Below are 25,286 nucleotides of genomic sequence, written 5' to 3' on the forward strand. Positions count from 1 at the left end.
AGAAGGCCAGGGAGTTTCTTTATCGTGTTTTGCTATGAAAGGTTTTAACGTATGGAAGCCGTACTTATTATTATTTTTGTTTTAGGATATTTGGCGATCGCTCTCGAACATGTTATTCACATTAACAAGACGGCAACAGCCATTCTTTTAGCGGTAGTTCTTTGGACGATCATGTCGGTGCACGGCTATACGGTGGGCTCGGTTTATTTTGACTCCCATCAAATTATTGAACAGTTAGGCGAGCATCTGATCGGTATTTCGCAGATCATTTTCTTCTTGCTTGGCGCGATGACCATTGTTCAGTTGATCGATTCGCACAATGGTTTTCGGATCGTAACAGATTTCATCAAAACAAAAGACAAGCGCACACTTTTGTGGGTCATTTCGTTCATTACTTTCTTTCTTTCCTCCATCTTAGATAATCTAACGACCACCATTGTCATGGTTTCTTTGATTTATAAGTTGCTTAGTAAAAGAGAAGATCTTTTAATTTTTGCCAGTATGATCGTGATCGCCGCTAATGCCGGCGGCGCCTGGACGCCCATCGGTGATGTGACAACCACCATGCTTTGGATTGGCGGATGTATTTCGACGGGTAAGATCATGACGGGGCTTTTTATTCCAAGCATGGTTTGTATGCTTGTACCACTTTCATACTTTTCCTTTTTTATGGAAAAAGAAAATGTTTCCACGTTGTCCGCTGGGAAAAACGAAGAGGGGATTCTCGGCGCGAAGAGGGTGTTTTATGTCGGAGTGGGTGCTTTGATCTTTGTTCCGATCTTTAGGGCACTCACCGGCCTTCCTCCGTTTATGGGAATTATTTTAGGTGTTGGAGCCATGTGGGTGATGACTGATCTTATGCATCATAAGCGGGAGCATTTAAGGATTCCGCATATCTTATCCAAAGTTGATATTACAAGCGTGCTTTTCTTTTTAGGTATTTTGTTAGCCGTCGGTGCCTTGGAAACGGCCGGCATTTTAAAGAATTTTGAAATATGGCTCGATCAGAATTTTAAAAACAAAGATTTGATCGTAACCGCTCTGGGGCTTTTGTCAGCCATTGTCGATAATGTTCCCTTGACAGCAGCGGCCATGGGCATGTATGATTTATCTCAATTTCCGATGGATCACAAACTCTGGGAGCTGTTGGCCTACAGTGTTGGAACGGGCGGCAGTGTTTTGATCATCGGATCAGCGGCCGGTGTGGTCGCCATGGGTATAGCCAAGATCAATTTTATTTGGTATATGAAAAGAGTAAGTTTTCCCGCGCTTTTAGGTTATTTTGCGGGAATTATTTCGTATCTAGTTATCTACAATATCGTTCATTGATTTTTCTTTAGCTTTTTTGAAGTTTTAGTGTTAAAATCCTAAAATATTTTTTCCTAGCTTTCATAGGCTAGGTGCTCTAACAAATTTCACGATAGTGAAATTTGGGGACGTGGTGTAGCCCGGTTAACACGTCGCCCTGTCACGGCGAAGATCGCGAGTTCAAATCTCGTCGTCCCCGTTTTTTACTTTAAGCGAAAAACCATCAATCCGAAAGGGAGATGGTTTTTCGCTTTATAGAGGAAAAACGGGCATTGGTGAAGCTCCGCCTGAGCCAATGCCTGAGAGGTTTTAAGATCTATTTATAAGTTTTTTCGCTTAAAGATTTTTACCGCGTGATTGGTTACCCACCCAGCCGGCTTTTCCCAGGGGCCGAAAACCGCCATCTCATTAAAATTTCTTTCAATATATGCGAGCAAAGCCAACCCATAATCTACACCCATAATTCCCATCATTTGAGCCTCGGTAGGCCGCAGGGCACGATTAGATAAGATGATAAAATTAATTTTAGTTCTTTCAAGGTCATTGATCACATTTTGTTCTCGTTGACCGTTAAATCCATGAAAGTCAGATTCACGCACAGCACGGTCATGTCCGCTAAGGAAATAATAAATGGAATCGCTGGGGATTGCGATTATTTTTTCGCCTCGAGGGACATTTTTAACAATAAACCGATTGGCATCAGTTACAGTTTGGATCCATTCTTTTTGATTGGAGGAAAGATAAACTTTGTTGGCCCCTACCTGAAGCATATTTTGAGGTTTTTTGCTAGCGACAACAAAATTACGATAATTAGTTATTCCTAAGAAACAAACGATGAAAAGAGTGACCCAGAGTAAGGAGCGAATAAACTTGGATAAATCCCTCACTCCCTGATAAAAAATAAAAATGACAATGAGTGGAGTGAGCGATATGGTCCAATGCGATCGAAAGGGTATGGCGCTTAAAAGAAATTCATGCAATGAAGAAATCAGGAAAAATACAAGAACCATGCATGAAAGAAGGAAGTTCTGTTTTTCTTCCCGAGAAAAAGGACCGTTTTTTAATGCCTGTAAGCTCTTCAAGAGGCAGAAAACAAAAGCACTATTTAAGAATAATCTTGGCCATGATATAGAGAAACCATTAAGTATCTGCTCGTATAGCATGACAATGGCTTGAAATGATGTTGAAGAAGAACTTTTGTAGGATTTGAGGGAGTTGAAATATGAGAGATCGTCAAAGATGAAGTGTTTTGGGAGATGAAAGAAAATAGCTGAATAAACAAGAAAAACTGCTAAAAAAATTACAAAAGAAACAAAGCCATATCGCATTATTGATCTAAGCAAGAATGGTTTTTGCTTAACAATATCAAATATCATTGCGGATAAAAGAAAAACAGCCAAAGAAGAAATTCCAATATTGGGGCGTATTAAACAAAGCAGGAAGGAAAAGAAAGCTCCTTGGTAAATGGCGCTGTCATTGCTATTTCTTAGGTATTTTAAAATAAAATAGACCATAGTCAAAACAAGGGCAATAGCTCCGATATGATTATATGTGTAGAAAAATTCTCCGGTTCGAGAGGTCCAATACCATAAAGCACATAAAAACGCAAAAGGGGCTGAGACTAGTATTAAGCCACAAAAATAAATCAGTATGCCAGCTAAAATAACGAGTATGTTGTATCCTAGAATCGTTGATTGAATACTGACCCCAAAGATTTTGTAGAAAAAACTGTAGTAATAAAGCATGAGCGGCCCATTGCTGGTGGAGAAGTCTCGATGCGGAACAGCTCCTTCAAAAGTTTTTTTGAAAGAATAAAGGTCTCGCCCGTGGTCGCCTTGGGCTAGGTAGAGTTGAAAATCATTTGCTGGCCAGAAGATGTAAATGCCAGCCAGGAGGGTTAAGACGAAAAAAATAATTTTCTTATGGTTCATTTGAACAATAATAGTATAAAAGGCTGCTTTTAATTTTGCTGTTATCCTAGAAGCACCTCATATATAATACCTTAAATATTTTACGTTTCTGTAATTAATCTAAGTTTCTCTCGGTCTTGGCCGGGAAATCACAAGGAGAAGAAATGATCTCAATTGATGAATTCAAAAAGACCCAAATCATTGTCGCTCAGATCAAAGATGCGCAAGAGCATCCTAACGCGGATAAACTTTATGTTCTAAAAGTTGATACCGGAACAGAAGAAAAGCAATTGGTGGCCGGTATTCGCAAAGCGTATACAAAAGAAGAGCTCATCGGGCGTAAAGTTATTATGGTCAGCAACTTGGAGCCGGCTGTGATCCGCGGCGTAGAGTCCCAAGGGATGATCTTGGCGGCTTCCGACGAAAACGGCCTTTGCCTTTTAGGGATCGACCGCGATATAAAACTGGGCAGTATCGTTAAATGAAGCAGTGCGTACTTATCTTAGAAATATTTTAGAGAAATATCAGCCATGTTGGAAAACCTAAAGCAATTTGTCCCTTCGGAAGTTTGCCTTTCCTGCGACGGGTGTTGTCGTTTTAAAGAAGCAAAAAGTGTTTGGCGCCCTCAAGTTTCTGCCGAAGAAATACACCTGTCAAAGAAGAAAGGCTTGGCGGATATCATTTTCTCAAAAACGACCATGGATCCTGAACATCGCATCAAAACAGTTTCTTGTAAAGACGGAGAAAATATTTGTTATTTCTTTACGCCGGAAACAAATACCTGCAAGATCTATGAATTTCGTCCTTTTGAATGCCGGCTGTATCCGTTCGTTTTGCGCAAAAGTGATTCTGTAGTTTCTATGACCGTTCACAAGCTTTGCCCATTTATCGAGCAACAGGCGAAAACGGAAGAATTTTCTAAGTATGCGGCCTATCTTAAAGACTTTTTTCAACATCAAGATGTGATCGATTTTGTTCAAAAGCATTCTTTATCTTTAAGCGATTATCATGATTATCAAGATGAGTTAGAGTATCTTTTTACTGTTTGTTCGCCTTCGCTATAAATCTACGGTCGCACGTCTTGCTGAGTAAATAAGGCCGTAGATTTATAAGGCGAATCCCGATGAGCGTGGCGAAATTATCCTGCTTTCAGCAGGAGAATTTCAACACAGCATGCGAATCGGGATAGCTTCGGCGAATTTCTTCGAAAAAATGCAAAAGTGCTATGGCTGTTAGTCCACAGAGTTTTATTAATTGCAATTCCTCCAAATGAAATCTGATCTCTTGAAGAAAAAACCCTTAGTTGATAAATTCTTACGGGAATGCCCCACACGGCTATCCGCGTTTTCTTTTGTGAACATCTTCGCTTGGAAAGATTTCTTTGATTTTACTTTTGAAATAAAAGACAATTGTCTTTGCATTTTTGCTTCAAATGCTATCGGCACATTTCTTTACCTTCCTCCATTAGGAAAAAATATTTCCTCCGATGTGATCCAGGGGTGTTTTGAGACGATGGAACGTCTAAATAAGGGAAGTGGGGTATCTCGCATTGAGAATGTTCCGCAAGAGGCGGTAAAATATTTCTCTTCTCGGGAATTTCGCCTTGAATCAAAAAGCGAAGAATATCTTTATGAACGCAAAAATATTGCAGAATTTTCCGGGAACCGATTTAAATCCAAAAGGTCATCGTATAATTATTTCGTTAAGAATTTTAAGTGTGAATATTTGCCTTTTAAAATGTCGATGAAAAAAGAGTGCCGAGATCTTTATGATAGCTGGGCCAGTCATAAGGCCCTGGGGAGCGACGATATTATTTTCCGGCAAATGCTTGAGGATAACCGCATAGTCCATCAGACGGTCATGACGCACTATGATTCGTTGGAATTATCCGGACGAGTTGTTTGTATCGATGGGAAAATAAAAGGTTATACGTTTGGGTTTGCGCTTAACCGGGATATTTTTTGCGTGCTTTTTGAGATCGTTGACCTATCGATCAAAGGGCTTAGTTCTTTTATTTTCAAAGAATTCTGTTCCGACGGGGCCGTTAAACCATTTCGATATATCAACGTCATGGACGATTTTGGTTTAACGAATATCAGAAAAACAAAACTGTCTTTTCATCCATCGGCATTAGTGCCGTCTTATGTTGTTTCAAGAAAGAAAGATCATGAATGAACTTTTAGAAAAAGAGCTCGTTATCTTTGATGTGGAAACCACCGGACTTTCGCCGCAAAGCGGAGACCGGGTGATCGAAATTGCGGCAGTCAAGATCAAAAAACTTAAAGTCATCGACAAATTCCATTCGCTTGTTGATCCTCAAAGAGAAATATCATTCGGGGCTTTTCAGGTCAACGGGATCAGCCAAGAGATGCTGGAAGGACAACCCTTGGCAGAGGATGTCTTTCCGCGTTTTTTGGAATTTGCCGGCTCTCGCCCCTTAGTTGGCTATAATGTCGGATTTGACATGGGATTTTTGCGTAATGAACTTATGCTGATCGAAAAAGACCTTCCGCCTGATATCGTGACCGTTGATGTCTTAAGGATGGCCAGAAAATTCTTGCCGAATTTAAAACGTTATCCGATGTGGCATGTCGCTCAATGTTTGAACATCGAAGAGCCTCAACAGCATCGCGCCTTAGCCGATGTGATGATGACGCTAGAAATTTTCCGTAAATTAACGGAACATTCAGAAGGAAAAAATCCTGAGAGATCTCAGATATAGGTGTTGCCGATCTAGCCGCGTATTTTACAGAATTTTTCTGATCTGAATTTCTTATTCAATATTTAAGAGGCCAATATTTTGACAGGATCTTGCGTTTGGAAAAGTTATGATTTTAAAGGGGAGGCTGCCCACGTTCTTCGTTTGTTCAAAGACGAACCTTTTGTTTTTTGTTTAGACAGCAGTCTTCGCCATCCCTCGCGGGGGCGATTTTCTTTTGTCGGTTTTGATCCGTTTATGGTTGTAAAGGCTTCAAAAAATGACCCTCTTTCTGATATAAGAAAGATCTTTAACTCCTTTCGAATGTCTTCTCGCAATTATCCCACGCCTTTTCCGGCGGGAATGATGGGTTATTTGGGTTATGATTTTGGCTTGGGCCTAGAAAAAATAAAACGCAAATCCCACGGTAAAGATTTGATCCCAAACGGCCTTTTAGGCGCTTATGACACAGTGATCACCATTGATCATTTGGCTAAGAAGATCATTATTTCTTCGACAGGCCTTCCGGAAAAAAGTGCTTTTTTAGCGAAAAAAAGATCCGAAGAACGGATAAAAAAAATCTTAAAGCGCCTTAAGCAACAGGAAGGTCGCAAGGAAGGTTTTTCTGAAAAGATATTCCGCGCCCAGAATTTAGCGCTTAAAAGTAATTTCACCAAAAGCCGTTATTGTGCGGCTGTGCGTAAAGCCCTGGATTATATTAAAAAAGGCGATATTTATCAGGTCAATTTATCTCAAAGATTTTGCGTGGATATCGGTTTGAAATGCCAAGACATTTGTCCGGTCAGTCTTTATGAGTCTTTACGCGCGCTTTCTCCGTCGTATTTCGGCGGTTATTTTAACGGCGGCGATTTTCAGATTATCAGCAGTTCTCCGGAAGAATTTTTACGGGTCAATAACCGCGCGGTGGAAACTTTTCCGATGAAAGGAACGCGTCCGCGGGGAGCAAGTAAAAGTGAAGATCAAAGAAATCAAAAAGAGCTTTTACAAAGCCGAAAAGAAAAAGCGGAATTGCTCATGGTCACCGATCTGGAACGGAATGACTTAGGTAGAGTGTGTCGTTATGGAACGGTGCATGTTAAAAAGATGCGCGTTTTAGAACGTTATAAAACGGTTTTTCAGACCACGTCGGCTGTTCGCGGGATTTTGCGCTCCGGTCAAGATTGTTTTGATGTTATCAAGGCTTGTTTTCCCAGCGGTTCGGTTACCGGTTGCCCTAAGATCAGGGCTATGGAAATTATCGAGGAACTAGAGCCTGATCGTCGAGGTTTGTATACGGGTGCTTTAGGATACATCAGTTTTTCAGGGCCCATGAATTTTAATGTTTTGATCCGTACACTATTGTTGAAGAAACAAAAAGCCTATTTTCACGTTGGAGGAGGCATTGTAGCGGACTCAAATCCTCAGGACGAATACCTAGAAACACTTGTTAAGGCAAAAGCCCTGATGGAGTCTCTTAAGAAAGCTCTTTGCAGGGTTCCATCATGAAAAAACCACTTATTTTCATAAATGGAAAAATGGTTCTGGCAAGCCCGGCTGATTTGCGGGCGTTGACACCGGGCGCTATCAATAAGTATGGCGTTTTTGAAACGATGCGCGCCTGCCAAGGAAGAATATTTTTTTTCAAAGAACATTGGGATAGGTTTTGTTTTGGTCTAAGGAAATTGAAGATAAAGATTTCATATTCTCCCAACGAAATAAATACTATTTCTAAGGTTGTTTTAAATGCTAATCATTTAGATGAAGCGCGTTTGCGCTGGGAAATCTGGCGGGAAAAGAAGATAGTGCGATTCGCCATTGTCGCCTTGCCTTATGCTGAATTGTCAAAGCAAAAATTCCGTCGAGGATTAAAATCCGTCATTGTTCCGGTGCGCATTGACCGCGCTCAAGGACAATCACGTGTAAAATCACTTTTTTATACTGCTTATTTCAAAGCGTATAAGCTAGCGAAAGAAAAAAAATGTGATGAAGCGATCTTGCTGAATCGCCAAGGGTTTCTTGCGGAAGGCAGCCGCAGTAACATATTTGTTATCCGTAAAAATATCCTTTTAACTCCCGCTCTTTCCTGCGGCTGCCTTAAAGGAATTACGCGTCAGTGTATTTTGAAAATAGCCAAAGAAAAAAGAATAATTTGCCGGGAGAAAAATCTTACGGAGGAGTCATTATTTAACGCTCAGGAAGCTTTCTTAACCAATTCTCTCTGGGGAATTATACCGATTACTTTTGTTAACGGAAAAATGATCGCAAAAGGAAAGCCGGGAGAAATAACCTCTTTATTATCAAAGCGATACAAGCATCTTGCCCAGCAATACCTCGCCTAAAATTTTGTGAGTTTCTGTTTGCTCTATTTACTGCCGGAAGCTATAATTAAGAACTATGAGAGTATATATACTTATAACGTTGGCTTTTGTTTCTTTTGTCCCGGTGGCTTTCCTAAAAGCCGAGGAACCGGCAACAGCCACCGATATACGGGCTGTTGAATCCGTGTGGAAAGAAAGCGTTGTCGACCTTAAAGACAGCGTTGATGTCCTACTTCAGAAAAATGATGAACTGACTTCCGGCAATGAAGCCCTACGCAAAGAAGCTTTGGACACCCAGGATCTCATAAAGGCGGCCAAAGATGAAAATGCCAACCTGGAAAACGAGCCTGGGCGAATAACAAAAGCGATCGATGAAACTGTTTTAAAGACAAAAGAATTACAAAAAACATTAAAAAATGCTCAATCGGAGCTTTCGGCTTTAGAAAAGAAAAAGACAGACCTTGAAACAGAGTTGTCGAATTTGGAAAAAAAGCAAAAACCTTGGGAAGCGCAAGTCGAAGAATTAAAAGCTAAAGCGATCGCGATAGAATTAGATACGCAGTTGCAACGTTCTGCGCTCGACAAGGAAGCCGCGGAGAAAAAATCTCAGGTTGATAGCTTAAAAGAACAATTAAGCCAAAGCCAGCAAAAGCAAAAAGAACTTGATGAAGCGTTAGCGCAGGCTCAAAAGCAAGTTTCCCAGGAAAAACCGAAAGCCGCTTCTCGCCCCAATCAGGAATTAAAGGCCCAGCTGGTGAAGGCGCAAGCAGATCTTAAAAAAACATCTCGGGAAGTTGAGGTCTTGACCCAAAAAAATAGTGAAGCGCAGAAGGCGCAACAAAAAACCGTGGAAAAGATTTCTGCGCAGCAAAGCGATTTGCAAAAACGTAATCAACAGCTTCAAGAAAAGGTCAACAAGATCAATGAGCAAAGATCTTCCCAGAACGTTCAACCGGCATCAACAGCGTCGCAAGAGGCTGTGAAATTATTAGAAAGCCTGCAGGCTGAGCGTCAGGATCTACAGATCAAAGTAACCGATCTTGACGGAGCCATCGCTGTTTTAAAGCGGCAAAATGCCATGACCGAGGCCTTGCTGGACGCGCAGAAGGAAGTGTATGTTAAAGAAGCGACGGAATCAGCTCTCAAAGATATTCCCCAGAGCAAAGGGGAAGCGGAGGCTATGGCCTATGCTTATGCCGCGCAAGGGTTGTATCCTCAGGCCGCTGTTTGTTATGAGCAAGCCTTGAAATTGGGCGCTTCCAAGAAAGATATTCATTTTAATTTAGGGTATGTTTACTATCAGATGGGAAATCTTGACGACGCCATCAAAAGTTATCAAAACGCTTTAAAGGTTGACCCCAAAGACGACGAAGCCAAGCGTAATTTGCTCAAACTACGCAAAGAACTTTCCCAAAAGAAAAGTAAAGCAGCGAAGTAAAATTACTTTTTGCCTTTATTCCCGTCGATTATTATTGAAAAAAGGAGGATGTTCATGGATGAGATTTTAGAAATATTATCTAAAGATGCGCGTATTAGCCCCGAAGAAATTTCCAAGCTGACCGGAAAATCCGTCGCGGTGATTACCAAGGCCATCAAAAAATATGAGCAAGACGGCATCATTGTTAAATATAAAACTCTGATCAATCAAGAACTGTTGCAAGAAAATCGTCCTTTAGTGCGAGCTTTAATTGAAGTCAGCATTACACCGCAAAAAGATGTCGGGTTTGATTATCTGGCGGAGAGGATCTATAGTTTTCCGGAAGTGGTCAGTTGTTATCTGGTGTCGGGGGCGTATGATCTTTTGGTGGTGGTGGAAGGGGATAATATTCAAACTGTCGCCAATTTTGTGGCTTCCAAACTTTCGCCGATGGAAAATGTTCGCAAGACAACAACACATTTCTTGTTAAAAAAATACAAAGAAGACGGACAAGTCTTAAAAAAGAGCCAACAGCGTAAGAGGCTCAACATTTCTTACTAAGACTGTTGCAGTGAAATAAAATGAAAAATATCGTGATCTCAAAAAAAGTAGAGCAAATGGCGCCTTCGGGGATCCGTGCGTTCTTTGATCTGGTGTTAGGGATGAAAGACGTGATCTCGCTAGGTGTGGGCGAACCGGATTTTGTCACACCGTGGCATATTCGGGAAAAGGCTATTTATTCCTTGGAAAAAGGATATACGTCCTACACGTCCAATAAGGGGATGATCGAAGTCCGCAAGGAACTTGAACGTTTCTTACAAAAACGTTATGGGCTTAGCTATGACCCGGAAGAACAAATTCTTCTGACCGTCGGAGTGAGTGAAGGCATTGACGTCGCTATGCGCACTATTTTAAATCCGGGTGACAAAGTTCTCATTCATCAACCGTGCTTTGTTTCTTACGGGCCGATGGTGGATTTAGCGGGCGGCATTCCGGTTTTTCTGGATACAGAGAGCAAGAACGGATTTAAATTAACGCCTCAGCAAATTGACAGAGCTTGCGACAGAAAAGTCAAAGCCCTGATGATCAATTATCCGTGTAATCCGACGGGAGCGTCATACACAAAGAAAGAACTTCAAGAAATTTGTCGCGTTGTGATCAAGCGAAATCTTCTCGTCATCAGCGATGAAGTTTATGATGAGTTGACGTATGATTTTGACCACACGCCTTTAGCATCTTTACCGGGCATGAAAGAGAGAGTTATCTATCTTAACGGATTTTCTAAAGCTTATGCCATGACAGGTTTTCGTTTGGGATGGGTTTGCGGGCCGTCTAAGATCATTGCCGGGATGACCAAGGTGCATCAGTATACGATCATGTGCGTCCCTATTACCAGTCAGATGGCTGCTCTAGAGGCGCTTCGAAGCGGATTTAAAGATGTTGCCGACATGAAAAAAGAATATATGCGCCGGCGCCGTTTTGTGGTGGAGAGCTTAAACGAAATGGGATTGACATGCCTTAATCCGCAAGGAGCATTTTATGTTTTACCGTCGATAAAAATAACAAAACAAAATTCTTTGGATTTTGCCAAGAATCTTTTAAGCCGGAAAAAAGTTGCTGTTGTTCCCGGAGTGGCTTTTGGCCGATCGGGAGAAGGTTACGTGCGCATGTCTTATGCGTCCAGTTATGAAAATCTAAAAGAAGCGATGGCGCGTTTACGCAGTTACATCGGCTCTTAAAATATTTTTTATCCGAGAAATTTATGAAAAAAGAATTCAAAAAACAAGATAATCTTGATTTTGAGATCGCCTTTTATGAGGGCATCTTAAAATATAGTCCTAATTTTACCGAGGCCCTGATCGCCTTAGGCGATCACTATACAAAACGAGGACTCTATGAAAAAGGTTTGAATGTTGACGAGCGTTTAGCCAAGTTAAAGCCTGAAGACCCGCTGGTTTTTTATAATTTAGCCTGCAGCTATTCGCTTTTGGGAGATATTGATAAATCGCTGCAATCAATCGAGCAGGCGGTGAAGCGTGGGTATAAAGATTTCTCTTATTTGGAACATGATGCGGATTTGATCAAGCTGCGCGCGGATGATCGTTTTCAACAATTTCTGTCAAAAATCAAAGGTAAGGCGGATTCTTTAAAAACTTCCTAACAATTATGGACGGCCATCCGGCATCAAAAGCATATCAGCAGGCAAGGAAGATCATTTTTATTATTGGCTTTTTAGCCAATATTATTATCTTCCTTGCCTTTTTTTTAAGCGGGCTTTCGGTGGCATTACGAGATATTGCTTATGGTTTTTCTCAGAACTTTTTTATTGTTAACGCGATCTATATGTGTGCTTTAAGCCTGGGGCTTTTGCTCGTTCATTTTCCTTTGGACTTTTTAGGCGAATTTATCCTGGAACACCGCTTCCAATTGTCTAATCAGAAATTCCATGAATGGCTTTGGGATCTTACTAAAAGATTCTTTCTGCAACTTATGTTAACGCTTTTGATCGTCGAGGTTGGTTATATTCTTCTTGATCGTTTTCCTCGAACCTGGTGGGTCTGGGCAGGGGCATTCTGGTTATTTTTGACATTAATCTTAGCCAAAATAACGCCAAACGTGCTCATTCCGATCTTTTATAAATATTCAAAGATCGGCAATGAAGAATTAAGGGCAAGAATTTTAGGGCTTTTTGAAAAAGCAAAGATCCCCGTTCAAAATGCTTACATGGTGGATTTTTCTAAGAAAACGAAAAAAGCCAATGCCTTTATTTGCGGTTTGGGAAAAGGGCGGCGTGTTGTTCTAAGCGATACGCTCGTTAGTGATTTTTCTATTCCCGAGATCGAGGCTGTTGTCGCTCATGAGATCGGACATTATAAACATCATGACATTCTTAAGCTTACCATTTTCCATACATTAACAACGCTGCTTGGATTTTTTATCATGAATCGGTTGTGGGAAGTTTTTGCGGCGCATTCACCCGCTATCCATATTGCGGATATTGCTTTTTTTCCTGTCTTGGCTGTGGCCTTTTCGATGTTTAGCTTCTTGATGATGCCGCTTTCAAACAGTTTCAGCCGTTATCTGGAGGTGAAAGCGGACTTGTTTAGTTTAAAGGCGACATTAGCGCCGCAACATTTTATCTCTATGATGAAAAAACTTGGGGTCAAAAATCTATCCGAATTTAATCCGGGATTATTGACTGAAATATTTCTTTATGATCATCCGCCGATCTCTAAACGAATTGATCTGGCGCAGAATTACCAGCTAAGCCTATGAAGAGCTCCGGCCAAAATAAATCCGATCAAAGTGTTTCCGAAAAACGCCAATATCTTCGTTTAGAAAGTGTCTTTCCGGTAGAATTTTCTTTTGCGCGTTCCGCCCAAGCTACTCAAACCCTTGATTGGCATCAGGGCTTTACATCCAACATCAGCAAAGGCGGTATTTGTTTAAGCGTCCACATTGCTTCCGAAGATATCAAGAAACTTTTAGACACGCGGGGGATGCCTCTCCAACTGAGAATCGGAATTCCGTTGGGCGCTCGTTCCATTAAAGCCTCGGCGGATATTATGTGGAGCGAGCATCTTAAAGAGGTGGCGCCCGAACGTTACCTGGTGGGTTTGAAATTTACAAATATCGACGGAAAAGATTTAAACCGGATGCTTTTTCATGCCCAATGGATACACTTTCGCCTTAAGGCAGCCGTAGGAATAGCGCTCTTCTTTGTCTTAGCTTTCGCAGCCAGCGCTTTATATAATTTTAGCCTTCGTGAAGCCAATAAAAAGCTGATCAATACTTTGGTGACGACACAACAACAAGAAACAATGGCAACGTACAGCCTTAAAGGTATTGCCTACGAGAAAGAAGCCTTAGCCAGACAATTGGAGGAATACGCCGGCCGAATGAAGGATCTGGAAGCACAATTACTTGTTGCCCAAGAAGCTATTTCCGCAAAGTCTCAAACGGAAGTTGAGCTCAACGGCCAGCTTCAGGCTTCAACCGAAAAAGTAGATGGCTTAAAGAAACAAATTGCTGATCTTATTCGAAGAAAATCTCCTTTAGAAAATGAATACGCGGCTCTTTTGAAAAAAGAGAATATGATGGCGGATGAATTCGCGCTTTTAGAGCATAAGAAGGAAGGATTGCAAAAAACGGTTGTCCAGAAAATGTACCGGTGGATCAAAAACCATCAAAGTTCTGCGACGGGGCTGGTTTTAAGCTTCGAAGGTGATGTCGGGATCATTGAACATTGGGCGTTTAGTTATGACCAGGCCTTGGCGGTTAATGCCTTTTTGTTGTTTGGCGACATAGAATCCGCACGCAAGATCCTTAATTTCTTTGTCCGGAAACTAAACGATGATTTTGATGGTTTTGTAAATGGGTACTATTTTGATTCCGGACAGATCTCGGAATATACTGTTCACGTGGGTCCGAACACATGGCTTGGTATCGCGGCTCTTCAGTATATTGAAAAAACAAAAGATACAGAATATTTAACTTTGGCAAAGAAAATAGGAGATTGGCTGATCTCTATTCAAGAGCAAGATCCGGCGGGGGGACTGCGCGGCGGCCCGCAATTCTCTTGGTTCTCCACGGAACATAATTTAGACGCCTACGCTTTCTTTGGCATGCTTTATCAGCACACGAAGGAAGAAAAATACGCATTAGCGCAAAGAAAAGTTTTTGATTGGCTTAAAACTTACGCGTTAATACCGCATAGCCCCGATTATCGCAGGCCGCCCGTGAAACGCGGCCGCGGTGATTCGACCATCGCCACCGATACCTTTGCCTGGGCTTTGGCGGCGATAGGCCCCGAGCGGCTTATAGCTGCGGGAATGGATCCGGAAGAAATTATGCGATTTGCCGAGGAGCATTGCGCGGTTTCCGTTGATTTTAAACGTCCCAGCGGCATGAATGTCACTTTAAACGGATTTGATTTTGCCAAGAAGACTCATATGCCGCGAGGAGGCATGGTTTCTCCCGAATGGACATCGCAGATGATCGTTTCCTATCAGATCTTAGGAGATTTTTTCACGCAAAAAGACAATACGGTCAAAGCCAATTATTACAAAGAAAAAGCCAAGATGTACCTTAATGAACTTAATAAAATTATTATTGCCAGTCCTTCGTTGACGGGCCAGGGAGAAGGGTGTCTTCCTTACGCGACACTGGAAGATGCCGATACGGGCCATGGGTGGAGAACGCCGCACGGAACCACAACCGGTTCTATCGCGGGAACAGCCTATATGATCATGGCCATCCAAGGCTTTAATCCGCTATCTTTATCGCAGTATGATATTGTTTCTGAATAAAATTTTATACAAGATCTTTTTCAGAAACTGCCAGGAAACGCCTATCATTTAAATGCTATTCCATAAAAAATCTATACTGATCCTCGTTTTTATCGGGCTTATCACGTACGCAAATTCGGTTTTTAATGGTTTTGTTGGTGACGACCACATTGTTATTGTAGATAATCCTTTTTATTCGTCCTGGGATAATATTCCTCGCCTGGTCCAGAAAAGTTACATTTCTACATCTCACTCTACGGATTTCAATAGGAAAGACTGGGGATCTGGTTCAGTTTCTTACCGCCCGGTTCTCTCGGCGACCTATTTTCTTGATCGTGCTTTTTGGAAACTAAATCCTTTCGGTTATCATCTCCATAATCTTGTCCTTCACTTAGCAAATTCTCTCTTGGTCTATGCGCTAATTATGATCATGATCCAGTTACGCGGTGTTGCGTTTTTAACAGCAAGTTTGTTTTGTGTGCACCCCATCCATTCTGAAGCTGTTTGCAATATCGGTTACCGAGCTGATTTGTTGTCATTATTTTTTGTTCTTCTGTCTTTTTTACTATTTACTAGATACCCAACTTGCGATGGAAATAAGAGAAAGCTATTTTATGGATTATCTTTGGCAGCCTTTTTCTTATCTTTATTTGCGAAAGAATCAGCGATCACGTTGCCAATAATCTTTTTGTCATATGATTATTATTTTCGCCGAGGTCTTTTAAAGACACAAAAGTGGTTTTATATAGGATACCTACTGGTCGCCATTTTCTATTTATATGTCTACTTTTTGGTCTTTCCGAATAGTGCCTTGAATTCTCCTTTGATACCTGACCAAGGTATCTTTGTAAATCTTTCTGTCATTCTCATGTCTTGGGCCGGGTATGTTTACGCGATATTCAATCCTTTCGTGATTACATCGCTGCCGCCATTTTATATGCCGTTTCTTAATTTCTTGGTTATGGGTCCTTCCATTTTATTTTATAGCCTGATGATTCTTTTTATTTCATTTATTAGTCTTATCGTAAAATACTTCTACAAAAACAAGTTTACTTCTTTCTTTATGCTGTGGTTCATCGTCTTTTTTATCCCTATTTCGAATGTCATTCCTTTAACAAATCCTTTTGCGCATCGCTTTGTGTATTTACCGTCCATCGGGATCTTTGCTGCTTTGGCTTTTGGCTTTTGGCAAGTGTATTCAAAATATTTTAAGGAATCGTTTAAGATAATACTTAATACGTTTATTATCGGCTTGTGCATGGCCTTAACGCTATCGGTCAATAGTTTATGGCATAGTAATTACACGATCGCATCGGGCTGGGTTAAAAATTTTCCTGATCATCCGGCAGGATATTTTATTCTCGGCTTAGAACATCTTAAAGTAGATAAATTTTCTGACGCTGCGAAATCTTTTAAAACGTGCCTGAAGCTTAAGGAAAAAAATCCGCAAGCCTATCATTCTTTAGGCCTTGCATATAGAGCGCCTTACTTTCTGGGGCTCTGTAACCGAGATGATTTTCAAGAAACAGTTAATTATTTTAAAGAAGCCATTAATGCCAATCCGTTTTTTACTGCAGCGTATGTTCATTTAAGCCAGCAATATATGACAGCGGGTAAATCTGATCAGGCAATTTTCTATTTAAAAAAAGGTATACAAATAATGCCAAATAATTTAACCTTATATGAACGCCTTATACAGATTTATTCAAGTTTAAACCGCGCCCAAGAAGCACAACTAGTTTTGAATGCAGCGCAAAATTCAATTCAGAATATTGATGCGTTAAGATATTTAAAGGCGATGATTAAGTAAACCAAGTTATCTTGTGGAAAGAGTAAAATCAATGAAATCTTATAGGGAAGAAATTTGGTTCAATACAAAAAATCGACGAGATTATATTAATATCAGCGATAATGTCCAAGAACTTATTGATAAAAGTGGTATTAAAGATGGCCTTTGTTTAGTGAATGCTATGCATATCACAGCGAGTGTTTTTATCAATGATGATGAGAACGGCCTTATCAAAGATTATGATGATTGGCTGGAAAAACTCGCTCCCCATGAACCGGTATCTTTTTACCGCCATAATGACACGGGAGAAGATAATGCTGACGCGCATTTAAAACGTCAGGTCATGGGTCGCGAAGTGGTAGTGGCGGTGACAAATGGCAAGCTTGACTTTGGGCCGTGGGAACAAATTTTCTACGGAGAATTCGACGGGCGCCGGCGCAAAAGAGTTTTGGTAAAAATTATCGGCGAATAACAAAAGGATAAAAAATGAGTTTAGTTGTTGTGGGAACAGTGGCGTTAGATTCCATTAAAACACCGGCCGGTGCGAAGAAAAATGTTTTAGGCGGCTCGGCGGTGCATTTTTGCATGTCCGCGCGTTTATTTACCAAGGTGCATTTAGTCGCCGTGGTGGGGAAAGATTTTCCTCAGAAACATTTTCAATTTCTTAAAAAAAGAGGCATTGACTTAACGTCGCTTAGCCGTGTTTCCGGAGAAACATTTCGTTGGGATGGGGAATATAAAAAAGAGGACTTGAACGCGGCTTTGACGCACGCGACGCATCTGGGTGTTTTGGAGAACTTTATTCCGGAGATTTCTTTACAGCAAAAGAATATTCCGAACGTATTTTTAGCGAATATTGATCCCGATGTTCAGATAAGCCTGCTTAACCTTATGAAAAAACCACGCATGGTAGGGCTAGACAGCATGAATCTTTGGATCAAGATCAAGAGGCCTTCACTTTTACGGTTGATGAAAAGGGTGGATCTTTTTGTCGCCAATGATGGTGAGGCAAGAATGCTGACCGGAGAACAGAATATTATTAAAGCTGCTAAATTCCTTAGAAAGATCGGCCCCCGCTGGATCGTCATCAAAAAAGGCGAGCACGGCGTCTTATTCTATAGTGACCGGTTCAGCTTCTCTTTTCCGGCTTTTCCGGTTGAAGAAGTGGTAGACCCTACCGGTGCCGGGGATACTTTTGCCGGTGGCCTCATGGGATGTTTAAGTTGTGCAAAAACGATAAATCGTGATACATTTAGAAAGGCTGTTTTGTACGCGACAACGGCCGCTTCCTTTAATGTCCAGGGTTTTGGCCCGGATCAAACAGAAAACCTTACTTTAGCAAGAATGAATCAACGCCTTAAAAAATTAAGAGAGTTTATTGCTCCCTGATCATCAACGATCGACAACCGAAGGGCCTATGAATGAAATCTAAATGGTTTGATGTAAATTTAAAAGAGATCGCTCAGCTTATTAAAGACAGCCGCACTATTATCGTCGCTTGTCATATGAATCCCGACGGAGATGCCATCGGGTCAATGCTGGGATTAGGATTTGGTTTATCGAAGCTCGGAAAAAAGGTTGAAATGCTTTGTCCTGACAAGGTTCCGGCGCGTTATAAAACTTTACCCGGAGCAAAACGTATCAAACAACATCATCATCAACCGGCAGATCTAGCGATCAGCGTTGATTGTGGTGATATCGATCAATTATCCCGGATCCAGGATGTTTTTAAGAAGTCAAAGCGTATTGTGGAAATAGACCACCACACGTACCGGACTAAATTTGGGGATATACAGCTTGTTGATACGGCCGTTTGCTCGGTCGGAGAAATCATTTTTTGGATTTTAAGTGAATTAAAAATCCCCTTAGACAAACGAATCGCTGAGTGCTTGCTTACGTCAACCTTGGTGGAAACGTCTTCTTTTAGCCGGCACGATGTCAATATGACAACTTTTGAGATCTGTTCCAAGATCATGCGCGTGGGGATCAATTTTCGCCGTATTTCCGACCGTTATTATTGGCAGAAAAAACCTTCCGCCGTGCAACTATCGGGACTATGTTTATCGAGAGTTTCATTTAAAGCAAAAAATCAACTTGCCTGGTCTATTATTTACCAAAAAGATTTTGAACAATTTAAAGGAAGCAAGGAAGACGTTGACGCGGTTCCCGATGAGATGATGTTCATTGAAAATGTCAAAGTGTCTCTTTTGTTCCGGGAGATCGAGAATAATATGCTGCGTGTAAGCCTTAGGTCCAAAGGCGACATTGATGTCGGGCGCTTAGCGACATCTTATGGCGGAGGCGGCCATCCGGATGTGGCGGGGTGCCGTATCCATAACAATAAAAAAACCATAGAAAAGTTTGTCAATCAAGCCTGCCAATTAATCAACGGAAAGATCTAAGATCATTTTATGATGAGCCATTGGATCGAAACGATGGGCCTGATCGCGGCGGTTATTTTACCTCTTTGGAATATCCCTTTGATCGCGCGGATCATCAAAAGAAGATCTTCGCATGATATCAGCCTTTGGTGGGCGGGGGGTGTTTGGGTCTGCCTTTTGTTCATGGCACCGTCGGGGTTAACGTCTAAAGATGTGGTTTGGAAGGCGTTTAATATTATCAATATTATTTGTTTTACGATTGTGGTGGTCATCACTCTTTTGTACCGGAAAAAATCAGCATGACGCAACTCTCTAATCAAGAAAATCTTCGCTCAGGTATTGTTTCCATTGTCGGCCGTCCTAATACGGGAAAATCTACTCTCGTCAATTATATCCTCAAAGAAAAAGTAGCCATTGTCTCTACGGTGCCGCAGACAACCCGTCATCAAATGAGAGGCATTTATAATGATGAGCGAGGACAGATCGTTTTTATTGATACGCCGGGTGTGCATTTGGGCAAAGATAAGCTGGATCAATTCATGCATACATCTTCTTTGGCGGCTTTAGACGGAGCGGATTGCATTATTCATCTGGTCGATTCAAGCGAAGCAACAGGAAAAGAAGAGCGAGTGGTGATTGAGAGCCTAAGAAACATTAAAGCACCGATTATTGTGGGTCTTAATAAAATTGACCTAAAGGGCAAATATGTCGCGCAGTATATCGAGCTTTGGCAGGAGATCAAGAAAAAACCTGTTACGGAAATTGAAGGAATGGTTCTCTTACCGTTGTCGAGCAAGACAGGACATAATGTTGATACATTGCTGGACTTGATCTTTGAGCGCTTACCTCAGGGGCCGGCTTTATACCCGCAGGATATTATTTCAGATGTTCCGCAAAAAATTATGATCGCTGATATTATCCGTGAGAAATTCTTAAGATTAATGCGTGATGAGGTTCCGCATTCTTTGGCGGTGGTGGTTGACCAAGTTGTGCCAAAGAAAAATAAACTGACCTATATTAGCGCGCAGGTTTTGGTGGAGCGTGAATCACAAAAAGAAATTGTTATTGGAAAAGGCGGCCAAATTTTAAAAAAAGTAGGGACGCAGGCACGAGAAGAACTGGAAGAAATCTTGGGAGGAAAAGTTTTCTTGGAGATCTTTGTCCGGCTGGAAAAGAAATGGCGGGAAGATCATTCCTTATTGGAAGAAATGGGATATACGTTTTAAGGGAGAATTTAGAAAATAGGATAATAAAAAAGGCGCCCCGACATTTTGTCGGGGCGCCGTCAATTTTTTAATCCTTTATCCTAACGGTGCGTAATGATAGTTCCAGTTGTGATCTGTATAAGGAATAGCAAGTAAAACACCTTGATATCGTCCCACATAGTTTCCCGGAGGACGAATGGTATTAGCTAGATAGCGGGTTTGATAGATTTTTTCTTCGTTGGCCGCACGAAATAAGAAAGCTGAAGTGCCGCTTCCGCCGGCAACCGTGCGACAGGGGATTGGAAGTCCGCCCATCGCATATCCGCCAGGATCGTTAAGGACAACAGAATCGGTGCATCGGCGTTCGCTTTTCCCATCAATAGAGCCGTTGGCTGGAAAAGACGGGGTTTCTAACTGTACAAAAGCGCCCGTAAAAATAGCGAATCTATGGCCCATAGTATTTGTTGGCGGAGTAGTAAATTCATCTCCTGGGGTACGGTTAAAATACCATCGTTCCAATACTCTTGGGTCATGGGCGTAAGGGCCGATCAAAGATACGTCAAAATAATAATTTCCATAGTTGGGATCGGCAGGTTGGCCTGCAGTGCGAAAACTTTCTGTGTTGCTTTCATCAACTTTTGGGGCCATTAAGTTATCATATTTTCCTAGCCAGTTGAAGGTCCCAAATTCGTCGGTTGCTGTCCAACCGTTGCCTGCAGGGATGGTTCTTTCGTCTCCGTTAGAATCAGTATAAGTGCTTTCATAGGGGAAATTAGCATGGTAATAGGGAACGGGAAGTCTTGATAGATCGCTGCCAAAAAATCCTCCGGAAACCGGATAAACACGTTTAGCGGCGATAATAGCCGAAGGCTGCCAGCTCCAGCCGGATGCGGGTGGAGTAGTTCCGCTTGCACTTTGGTCACGTGTCCAATGATTATAATGGCTTTCTAAAAATACATTTTCTTCAGAAATAGTTGTGAGGCCTCCTGTCGGAAGCTGAGAGGAATTTTTTAAAGAAACACCGTAGTCCGATACGGACATAAGCCCATTGTTAGGTAGCCATCGTCCTTGCTGGCCTTCTTGATTGTTGCATTCAATAAGTTTCCCAACATCAACACGCACTGCGTTGTTAAGACGTCCGCTTTCCGGGTTAATGAATTCTTTGTACTCAAATGCCGTAACAGACCCGGAATTACCGGTGCACTCCAATGTGCTTCCTTGCGCCGGATCAAGATCATTTGGCAGAGGTGTTCCGTTGACTGTTATGCGAATCTTCGTCTCACCGGAATCGTTGACGATACTTTTAATAGACATTCCTTGGCCTGATTCTTCGGCCTCTGCTTGAAGCGCCGGAACATCAATAGGAGGTGGGGAAATATAATTTCCGCCGCGCAAGGGTCCAGCTTTGATGACAGGGCTGCTAGCAGCTTCATCATAAATTCCGGTAATCGAAATACTGCCGTCATCGTTGACAACACGTCCGGTTACCGGGTCAATAGGAAAGTTATTCATAAGATCATCCCACGCTGTCGGGGTAAATTCCGAATGAAATGTTTCTCTGCGTTTCTTTGGGTCTGTCGATAAGGAGTGCCCGTAATAAGCCGGTTGCTCATAATAGTTAGCGGGGCCGTAAGCACTATCACTTAATAAATTTGGCGTCGTTGTTCGGGAAGGGAGATATGTATTGTTTATTCTAAGTGTATAGCCATAAAAATTACTGTTATTAGCGACAGGATTTGCGGTGGCGCAAGCTCCCGCGGGACTAAAAGGAGTAGGGCTGCAATTAACATTTTGTTCTTGATAAATATAATTACGATCAACGCTGCCTAAATCCCAAACGTCATCAATGGTGCCATCTCCGTTGATGTCGCGCTGGTCGGGAGAGCGAGGTTTTGTGGATGTTGCATCGTTGAAATCGTCCCATGGATAAATAGGGCTTATATTTATTAAGGGATCAGGATTAGGATCAGAAGATCTCCAATAACGAAAGCCAGGGCCGGGTATAAGAGCATTTCCGGCGGCGTTTAAATGTTCGCCGTCAGCACGATGATCATACACCAAAAGGCCAAGACGTTCGCCGGCATAATAACCGTCTTCCTTATTAGCATAGCTTCCTGTGGCATTGTTGGGCGGTGGATTTGCGGCGCTGTATCCGATGGGTATAACGTATGGGTAACGCCAACCGTATTGGCTGTTCTCGTCTCCCGGCATGACGGATTTTCCGGTGTAAACGTACATATTGCCGTAACTGCTTAACTCACTGACATTATTTATTTCTGTGTCAGACCCAAATTCAATATTGTTATTAGAGTGAATTCTGCCGCCCTTAGCATCAAAGGTTTGCCATCCAAAATTGACATTCCCCGGATAAAAACCGAGGTAATTATATAGGGAAGTTCCGGGGAGTTGATTGATATAAAGCTTTGTCTGTCCACCGGCCATGCCCTTAGAAAGTACATAAATAATATTATCTCCGCCTGAAGGGCTGGGTTTTTGGTAAACTTTTACCTCAAATTCGGTCTCACCGGTAAAGGCCGCGGTTCTGGCATAAGAACAATCTTCTAATTGCTCCATGTGGTCAACGCCATCTAGGTCGTTATCGTGGATTTGAAAAGGAGGGCAAGTCCCATTAGCTGTAACAGAAGTCAGCTCACCTGAAGCGATATCCAACTCATGCGTTAAAAATTCGTCTGAACCGTAAGCTTGTCTTTTAACTTCAATGCCGGCGTATTCAATGCCTTTAATAGCCCTGTATTCCGCTTTTAAAGAATTAAAAAGGATACGCGTCTGGTTAGCATTGTTGATAGAAACAACAAATGAAGAAACGCTAAAGGCGAGTAAAAGCGGTAATATCGCCAGAACAATGACGGTTAAGACGTAACCTTGATTGTTGGAAATTGCCTTCTTGAACATGCTAACCCCTCTTTATTTTTAGTTGCCGATATGGATAGGGTTTTCGCTCGGACGCTCCCTTGGCCGCGGCTTGTTGTGAGCAACATAACCTCCGGCGACATAATTATGGTAACTGTCTACCTCAATATTGTAAACTTTTACTTTTTCGGTCATCTTTTCAATTGACTGGATAGGTTCATTTTCTTTTTTATTGTTTAAAAGAACATCGCCTGTTTTAAGCGAACCTATTTCAACCCATTGGCCATCGCTTAAAAAATGGTGGTTTGACGTTACTTTTAAGTTTCCGTTAATGATAAGATAATCGCCGGAATTATGCTCAAAAATTTCTGTAACTTTCCCAGGCTTAAATTCACCCGTATTTTCGTCAAATGATAAAACCTCATCACCTATCTCGACTAATTCAATCGGTTTCTGTGAACCGTTGGACATGGTAATGGCTGTTCCTGCTAAAAAGCAAACCGGTGGTGGTGGACACGCTCCGCAATCCAAAGGACAGATACTGCAGTTTTCCGATGCTGAGTTGCAGTAACCGTCAGGGCAAGTGGGGCAATCTTGTGGGCAACTACCGCTTGTCTCACTGCCATTACAAATTTGATCACCACAGCGTGGCGCGCAAGGAGGGCAATAGGGACACGTCGGGCAATTTTCGGCCGCCTCACAAATATTGTCGTTATCACAATTAGCCGGATTATCATTACAATCTTCGGGACATTCTGTGCTATTTTCTGCATCGCTACAGATGCCATCGCCGCATAAAGCGCCCGTCATGGGAATTCCTTGGTTTTTCAAGAAAACAGTTGTTGATACTTTTGAACTTGTTCTTTGCGTCGTCGGAGTTGCGTCTTTTCCGGCATCAAGGGTGATCAAAATAGTTCCATTTTTTACACCAGGTGTAGTTTCTCCATATTGGAATAAAATACTTTTAGCCTCTCCGAGCGTGGTGGCTCGAGATAGTCTTCGGGCATTGTCTTCTGCATAAGCCGTACCGGTAAATAAGTCGAGAAATCCCAGGGGGCCGATATTATCATCCGGAATATATTCATGACAGCAGTCCTGATTACATTGAATAACGATTTCGGGAGTGACATTGCCAGGTCCAATTTCTTCACGTGGAAGAGTATCTCCGACATTATTAACATTTCTTATATCGTCATCGGAAAGTTTAGCTCCGGAAGTAAAGACATTTGTATCATCCTCTTCTTCAAGCCGGGGGTTAATGACATGGTCATCAGCCGGCGCGACATTGCCCCCAGATTCTGCGGCTGTTAGTTCAATACACCGTTCTTCTCTGTCACAGACACCGTTACCACAGCGAGGACAATCATTAAGGCAATTTGTTTCATTTTCATACGGCCTATCGCAACGTCCGTCATAGTGAGCGGCATCGTTTACATCGGGGTGAGCCAGGCATGAAACGCAATCTACTGCACATCCCTCGACTGTTTCGTGGGACTCGCATTCACCGTTACCGCAGATCTCAACCGTATCCGAATAAACGATATTACGCATAAGATGTTCTTTTCCATCTGGGCCAAAGGTGACCTTATATTCGACCCAACCTGTTTGTGTTGGGACATTGCTGACATTTGCTCCGTATTTAATTCTTGCCGTGCCGCTACCCTCAGGCGTAAAAATAGTATTGGCGACAGGGTTTGTGTCAGCAATGGGAAGTTTAAATAAGAGGCGATTTTCCTCCCCTGGTGGAAGTCCTGTACAATAATTGGGGGAATTAACATTAGAATCGCAGGGGAGGATTTGAACAGTGTTATCGCTGATATTAGAGAAAGAGAGCTCTTTCGCGATCGCATCTACGTTACTGCGCGCGCTAGCGATAGAGGCCGTTTTGTTGGCTGTCACCAAGGAAGACCCGATGCCGGCTCGGCTGGCCATAGCGATCGCCGAAATGACGGCAACCGAAAGGACAGTAACAGTCATAACTTCAACGAGGCTAAACCCGAGTGCGTTAATTATTTTTGTTTTTTGAGTCTTCATTGTGTATCCTCCTCAATAATGATGATCAATGGTGATCAACGGAAATATTTTTATCTTTCAAGAACTT

At 42.0% G+C, this 25,286-nt stretch carries 22 protein-coding genes and 1 tRNA gene; 20 read left to right on the forward strand and 3 right to left on the reverse strand.

Annotated features, from left to right (window positions below; all coding sequences use genetic code 11):
* The first annotated feature begins 51 nt into the window (after positions 1 to 51).
* The gene (gene nhaD, locus WC676_02290; GenBank protein MFA5059437.1) at positions 52 to 1,329 is read left to right on the forward strand and encodes a sodium:proton antiporter NhaD; all 1,278 of its coding nucleotides are present in this window, start codon (positions 52 to 54) and stop codon (positions 1,327 to 1,329) included.
* A gap of 103 nt (positions 1,330 to 1,432) precedes the next feature.
* A tRNA-Asp gene (locus WC676_02295) sits at positions 1,433 to 1,507 on the forward strand.
* Between the two features lie 121 nt (positions 1,508 to 1,628).
* Here WC676_02295 and WC676_02300 read toward each other — a convergent pair.
* Positions 1,629 to 3,239, reverse strand: coding sequence for a hypothetical protein (locus WC676_02300; protein ID MFA5059438.1), 1,611 nt, complete (start codon positions 3,237 to 3,239; stop codon positions 1,629 to 1,631).
* A 116-nt stretch (positions 3,240 to 3,355) separates the two neighbouring features.
* On the opposite strand from WC676_02300, the gene metG reads away from it, so the two are divergent.
* From metG to era, 18 genes are all read left to right on the forward strand, one after another.
* Positions 3,356 to 3,703 carry a methionine--tRNA ligase subunit beta gene (metG, locus tag WC676_02305; protein MFA5059439.1) on the forward strand — a complete coding sequence of 116 codons (348 nt, stop codon included), beginning with the start codon at positions 3,356 to 3,358 and terminating at the stop codon, positions 3,701 to 3,703.
* A 45-nt stretch (positions 3,704 to 3,748) separates the two neighbouring features.
* Positions 3,749 to 4,282 (forward strand): YkgJ family cysteine cluster protein, encoded by a 534-nt coding sequence (locus tag WC676_02310; GenBank protein ID MFA5059440.1) that lies wholly within the window; start codon positions 3,749 to 3,751, stop codon positions 4,280 to 4,282.
* Between the two features lie 205 nt (positions 4,283 to 4,487).
* Positions 4,488 to 5,393: a phosphatidylglycerol lysyltransferase domain-containing protein gene (locus WC676_02315; protein ID MFA5059441.1), complete on the forward strand. Its 906-nt coding sequence runs from the start codon at positions 4,488 to 4,490 to the stop codon at positions 5,391 to 5,393.
* Positions 5,386 to 5,940, forward strand: a complete 555-nt coding sequence (locus WC676_02320; GenBank protein ID MFA5059442.1) for a 3'-5' exonuclease — start codon at positions 5,386 to 5,388, stop codon at positions 5,938 to 5,940. The genes WC676_02315 and WC676_02320 overlap by 8 nt, the downstream gene beginning before the upstream one ends.
* 78 nt (positions 5,941 to 6,018) lie before the next feature.
* Positions 6,019 to 7,422, forward strand: coding sequence for an anthranilate synthase component I family protein (locus WC676_02325; protein ID MFA5059443.1), 1,404 nt, complete (start codon positions 6,019 to 6,021; stop codon positions 7,420 to 7,422).
* Positions 7,419 to 8,255, forward strand: coding sequence for an aminotransferase class IV (locus WC676_02330; GenBank protein ID MFA5059444.1), 837 nt, complete (start codon positions 7,419 to 7,421; stop codon positions 8,253 to 8,255). Before WC676_02325 ends, WC676_02330 begins: the two co-directional genes overlap by 4 nt.
* 55 nt (positions 8,256 to 8,310) lie before the next feature.
* Entirely contained in the window at positions 8,311 to 9,672 is a 1,362-nt protein-coding gene (locus WC676_02335; GenBank protein MFA5059445.1) for a tetratricopeptide repeat protein, read from the forward strand.
* A 54-nt stretch (positions 9,673 to 9,726) separates the two neighbouring features.
* On the forward strand, positions 9,727 to 10,212 hold the full coding sequence (locus WC676_02340) for an Lrp/AsnC family transcriptional regulator (protein MFA5059446.1): 486 nt from the start codon (positions 9,727 to 9,729) through the stop codon (positions 10,210 to 10,212).
* Positions 10,213 to 10,232: 20 nt separating this feature from the next.
* A complete protein-coding gene (locus WC676_02345; GenBank protein MFA5059447.1) occupies positions 10,233 to 11,390 on the forward strand; it encodes an aminotransferase class I/II-fold pyridoxal phosphate-dependent enzyme in 1,158 nt (385 codons plus the stop codon).
* Between the two features lie 23 nt (positions 11,391 to 11,413).
* Positions 11,414 to 11,812 carry a hypothetical protein gene (locus tag WC676_02350; protein MFA5059448.1) on the forward strand — a complete coding sequence of 133 codons (399 nt, stop codon included), beginning with the start codon at positions 11,414 to 11,416 and terminating at the stop codon, positions 11,810 to 11,812.
* A 5-nt stretch (positions 11,813 to 11,817) separates the two neighbouring features.
* Positions 11,818 to 12,927 carry a M48 family metallopeptidase gene (locus tag WC676_02355; protein MFA5059449.1) on the forward strand — a complete coding sequence of 370 codons (1,110 nt, stop codon included), beginning with the start codon at positions 11,818 to 11,820 and terminating at the stop codon, positions 12,925 to 12,927.
* Positions 12,924 to 14,960 (forward strand): PilZ domain-containing protein, encoded by a 2,037-nt coding sequence (locus WC676_02360; GenBank protein MFA5059450.1) that lies wholly within the window; start codon positions 12,924 to 12,926, stop codon positions 14,958 to 14,960. The genes WC676_02355 and WC676_02360 overlap by 4 nt, the downstream gene beginning before the upstream one ends.
* Positions 14,961 to 15,012: 52 nt before the next feature.
* On the forward strand, positions 15,013 to 16,749 hold the full coding sequence (locus WC676_02365) for a tetratricopeptide repeat protein (protein MFA5059451.1): 1,737 nt from the start codon (positions 15,013 to 15,015) through the stop codon (positions 16,747 to 16,749).
* Between the two features lie 31 nt (positions 16,750 to 16,780).
* Positions 16,781 to 17,200 carry a secondary thiamine-phosphate synthase enzyme YjbQ gene (locus tag WC676_02370; protein ID MFA5059452.1) on the forward strand — a complete coding sequence of 140 codons (420 nt, stop codon included), beginning with the start codon at positions 16,781 to 16,783 and terminating at the stop codon, positions 17,198 to 17,200.
* A gap of 14 nt (positions 17,201 to 17,214) precedes the next feature.
* Positions 17,215 to 18,117, forward strand: a complete 903-nt coding sequence (locus WC676_02375) for a PfkB family carbohydrate kinase (GenBank protein ID MFA5059453.1) — start codon at positions 17,215 to 17,217, stop codon at positions 18,115 to 18,117.
* A gap of 32 nt (positions 18,118 to 18,149) precedes the next feature.
* Entirely contained in the window at positions 18,150 to 19,130 is a 981-nt protein-coding gene (locus WC676_02380) for a bifunctional oligoribonuclease/PAP phosphatase NrnA (GenBank protein ID MFA5059454.1), read from the forward strand.
* A gap of 9 nt (positions 19,131 to 19,139) precedes the next feature.
* Complete coding sequence (locus tag WC676_02385; GenBank protein ID MFA5059455.1) at positions 19,140 to 19,412, forward strand: hypothetical protein; 273 nt, start codon at positions 19,140 to 19,142, stop codon at positions 19,410 to 19,412.
* Positions 19,409 to 20,335, forward strand: coding sequence for a GTPase Era (gene era / locus WC676_02390; protein ID MFA5059456.1), 927 nt, complete (start codon positions 19,409 to 19,411; stop codon positions 20,333 to 20,335). The genes WC676_02385 and era overlap by 4 nt, the downstream gene beginning before the upstream one ends.
* Positions 20,336 to 20,410: 75 nt before the next feature.
* On the opposite strand, the gene WC676_02395 is transcribed toward era, so the two are convergent.
* Entirely contained in the window at positions 20,411 to 23,227 is a 2,817-nt protein-coding gene (locus WC676_02395; GenBank protein MFA5059457.1) for a hypothetical protein, read from the reverse strand.
* A gap of 18 nt (positions 23,228 to 23,245) precedes the next feature.
* A complete protein-coding gene (locus WC676_02400) occupies positions 23,246 to 25,219 on the reverse strand; it encodes a Hint domain-containing protein (protein ID MFA5059458.1) in 1,974 nt (657 codons plus the stop codon).
* Between the last annotated feature and the right edge of the window lie 67 nt (positions 25,220 to 25,286).

The sequence above is a fragment of the Candidatus Omnitrophota bacterium genome (assembly GCA_041649175.1).
Taxonomy (GTDB): domain Bacteria; phylum Omnitrophota; class Gorgyraeia; order Zapsychrales; family JBAZNR01; genus JBAZNR01.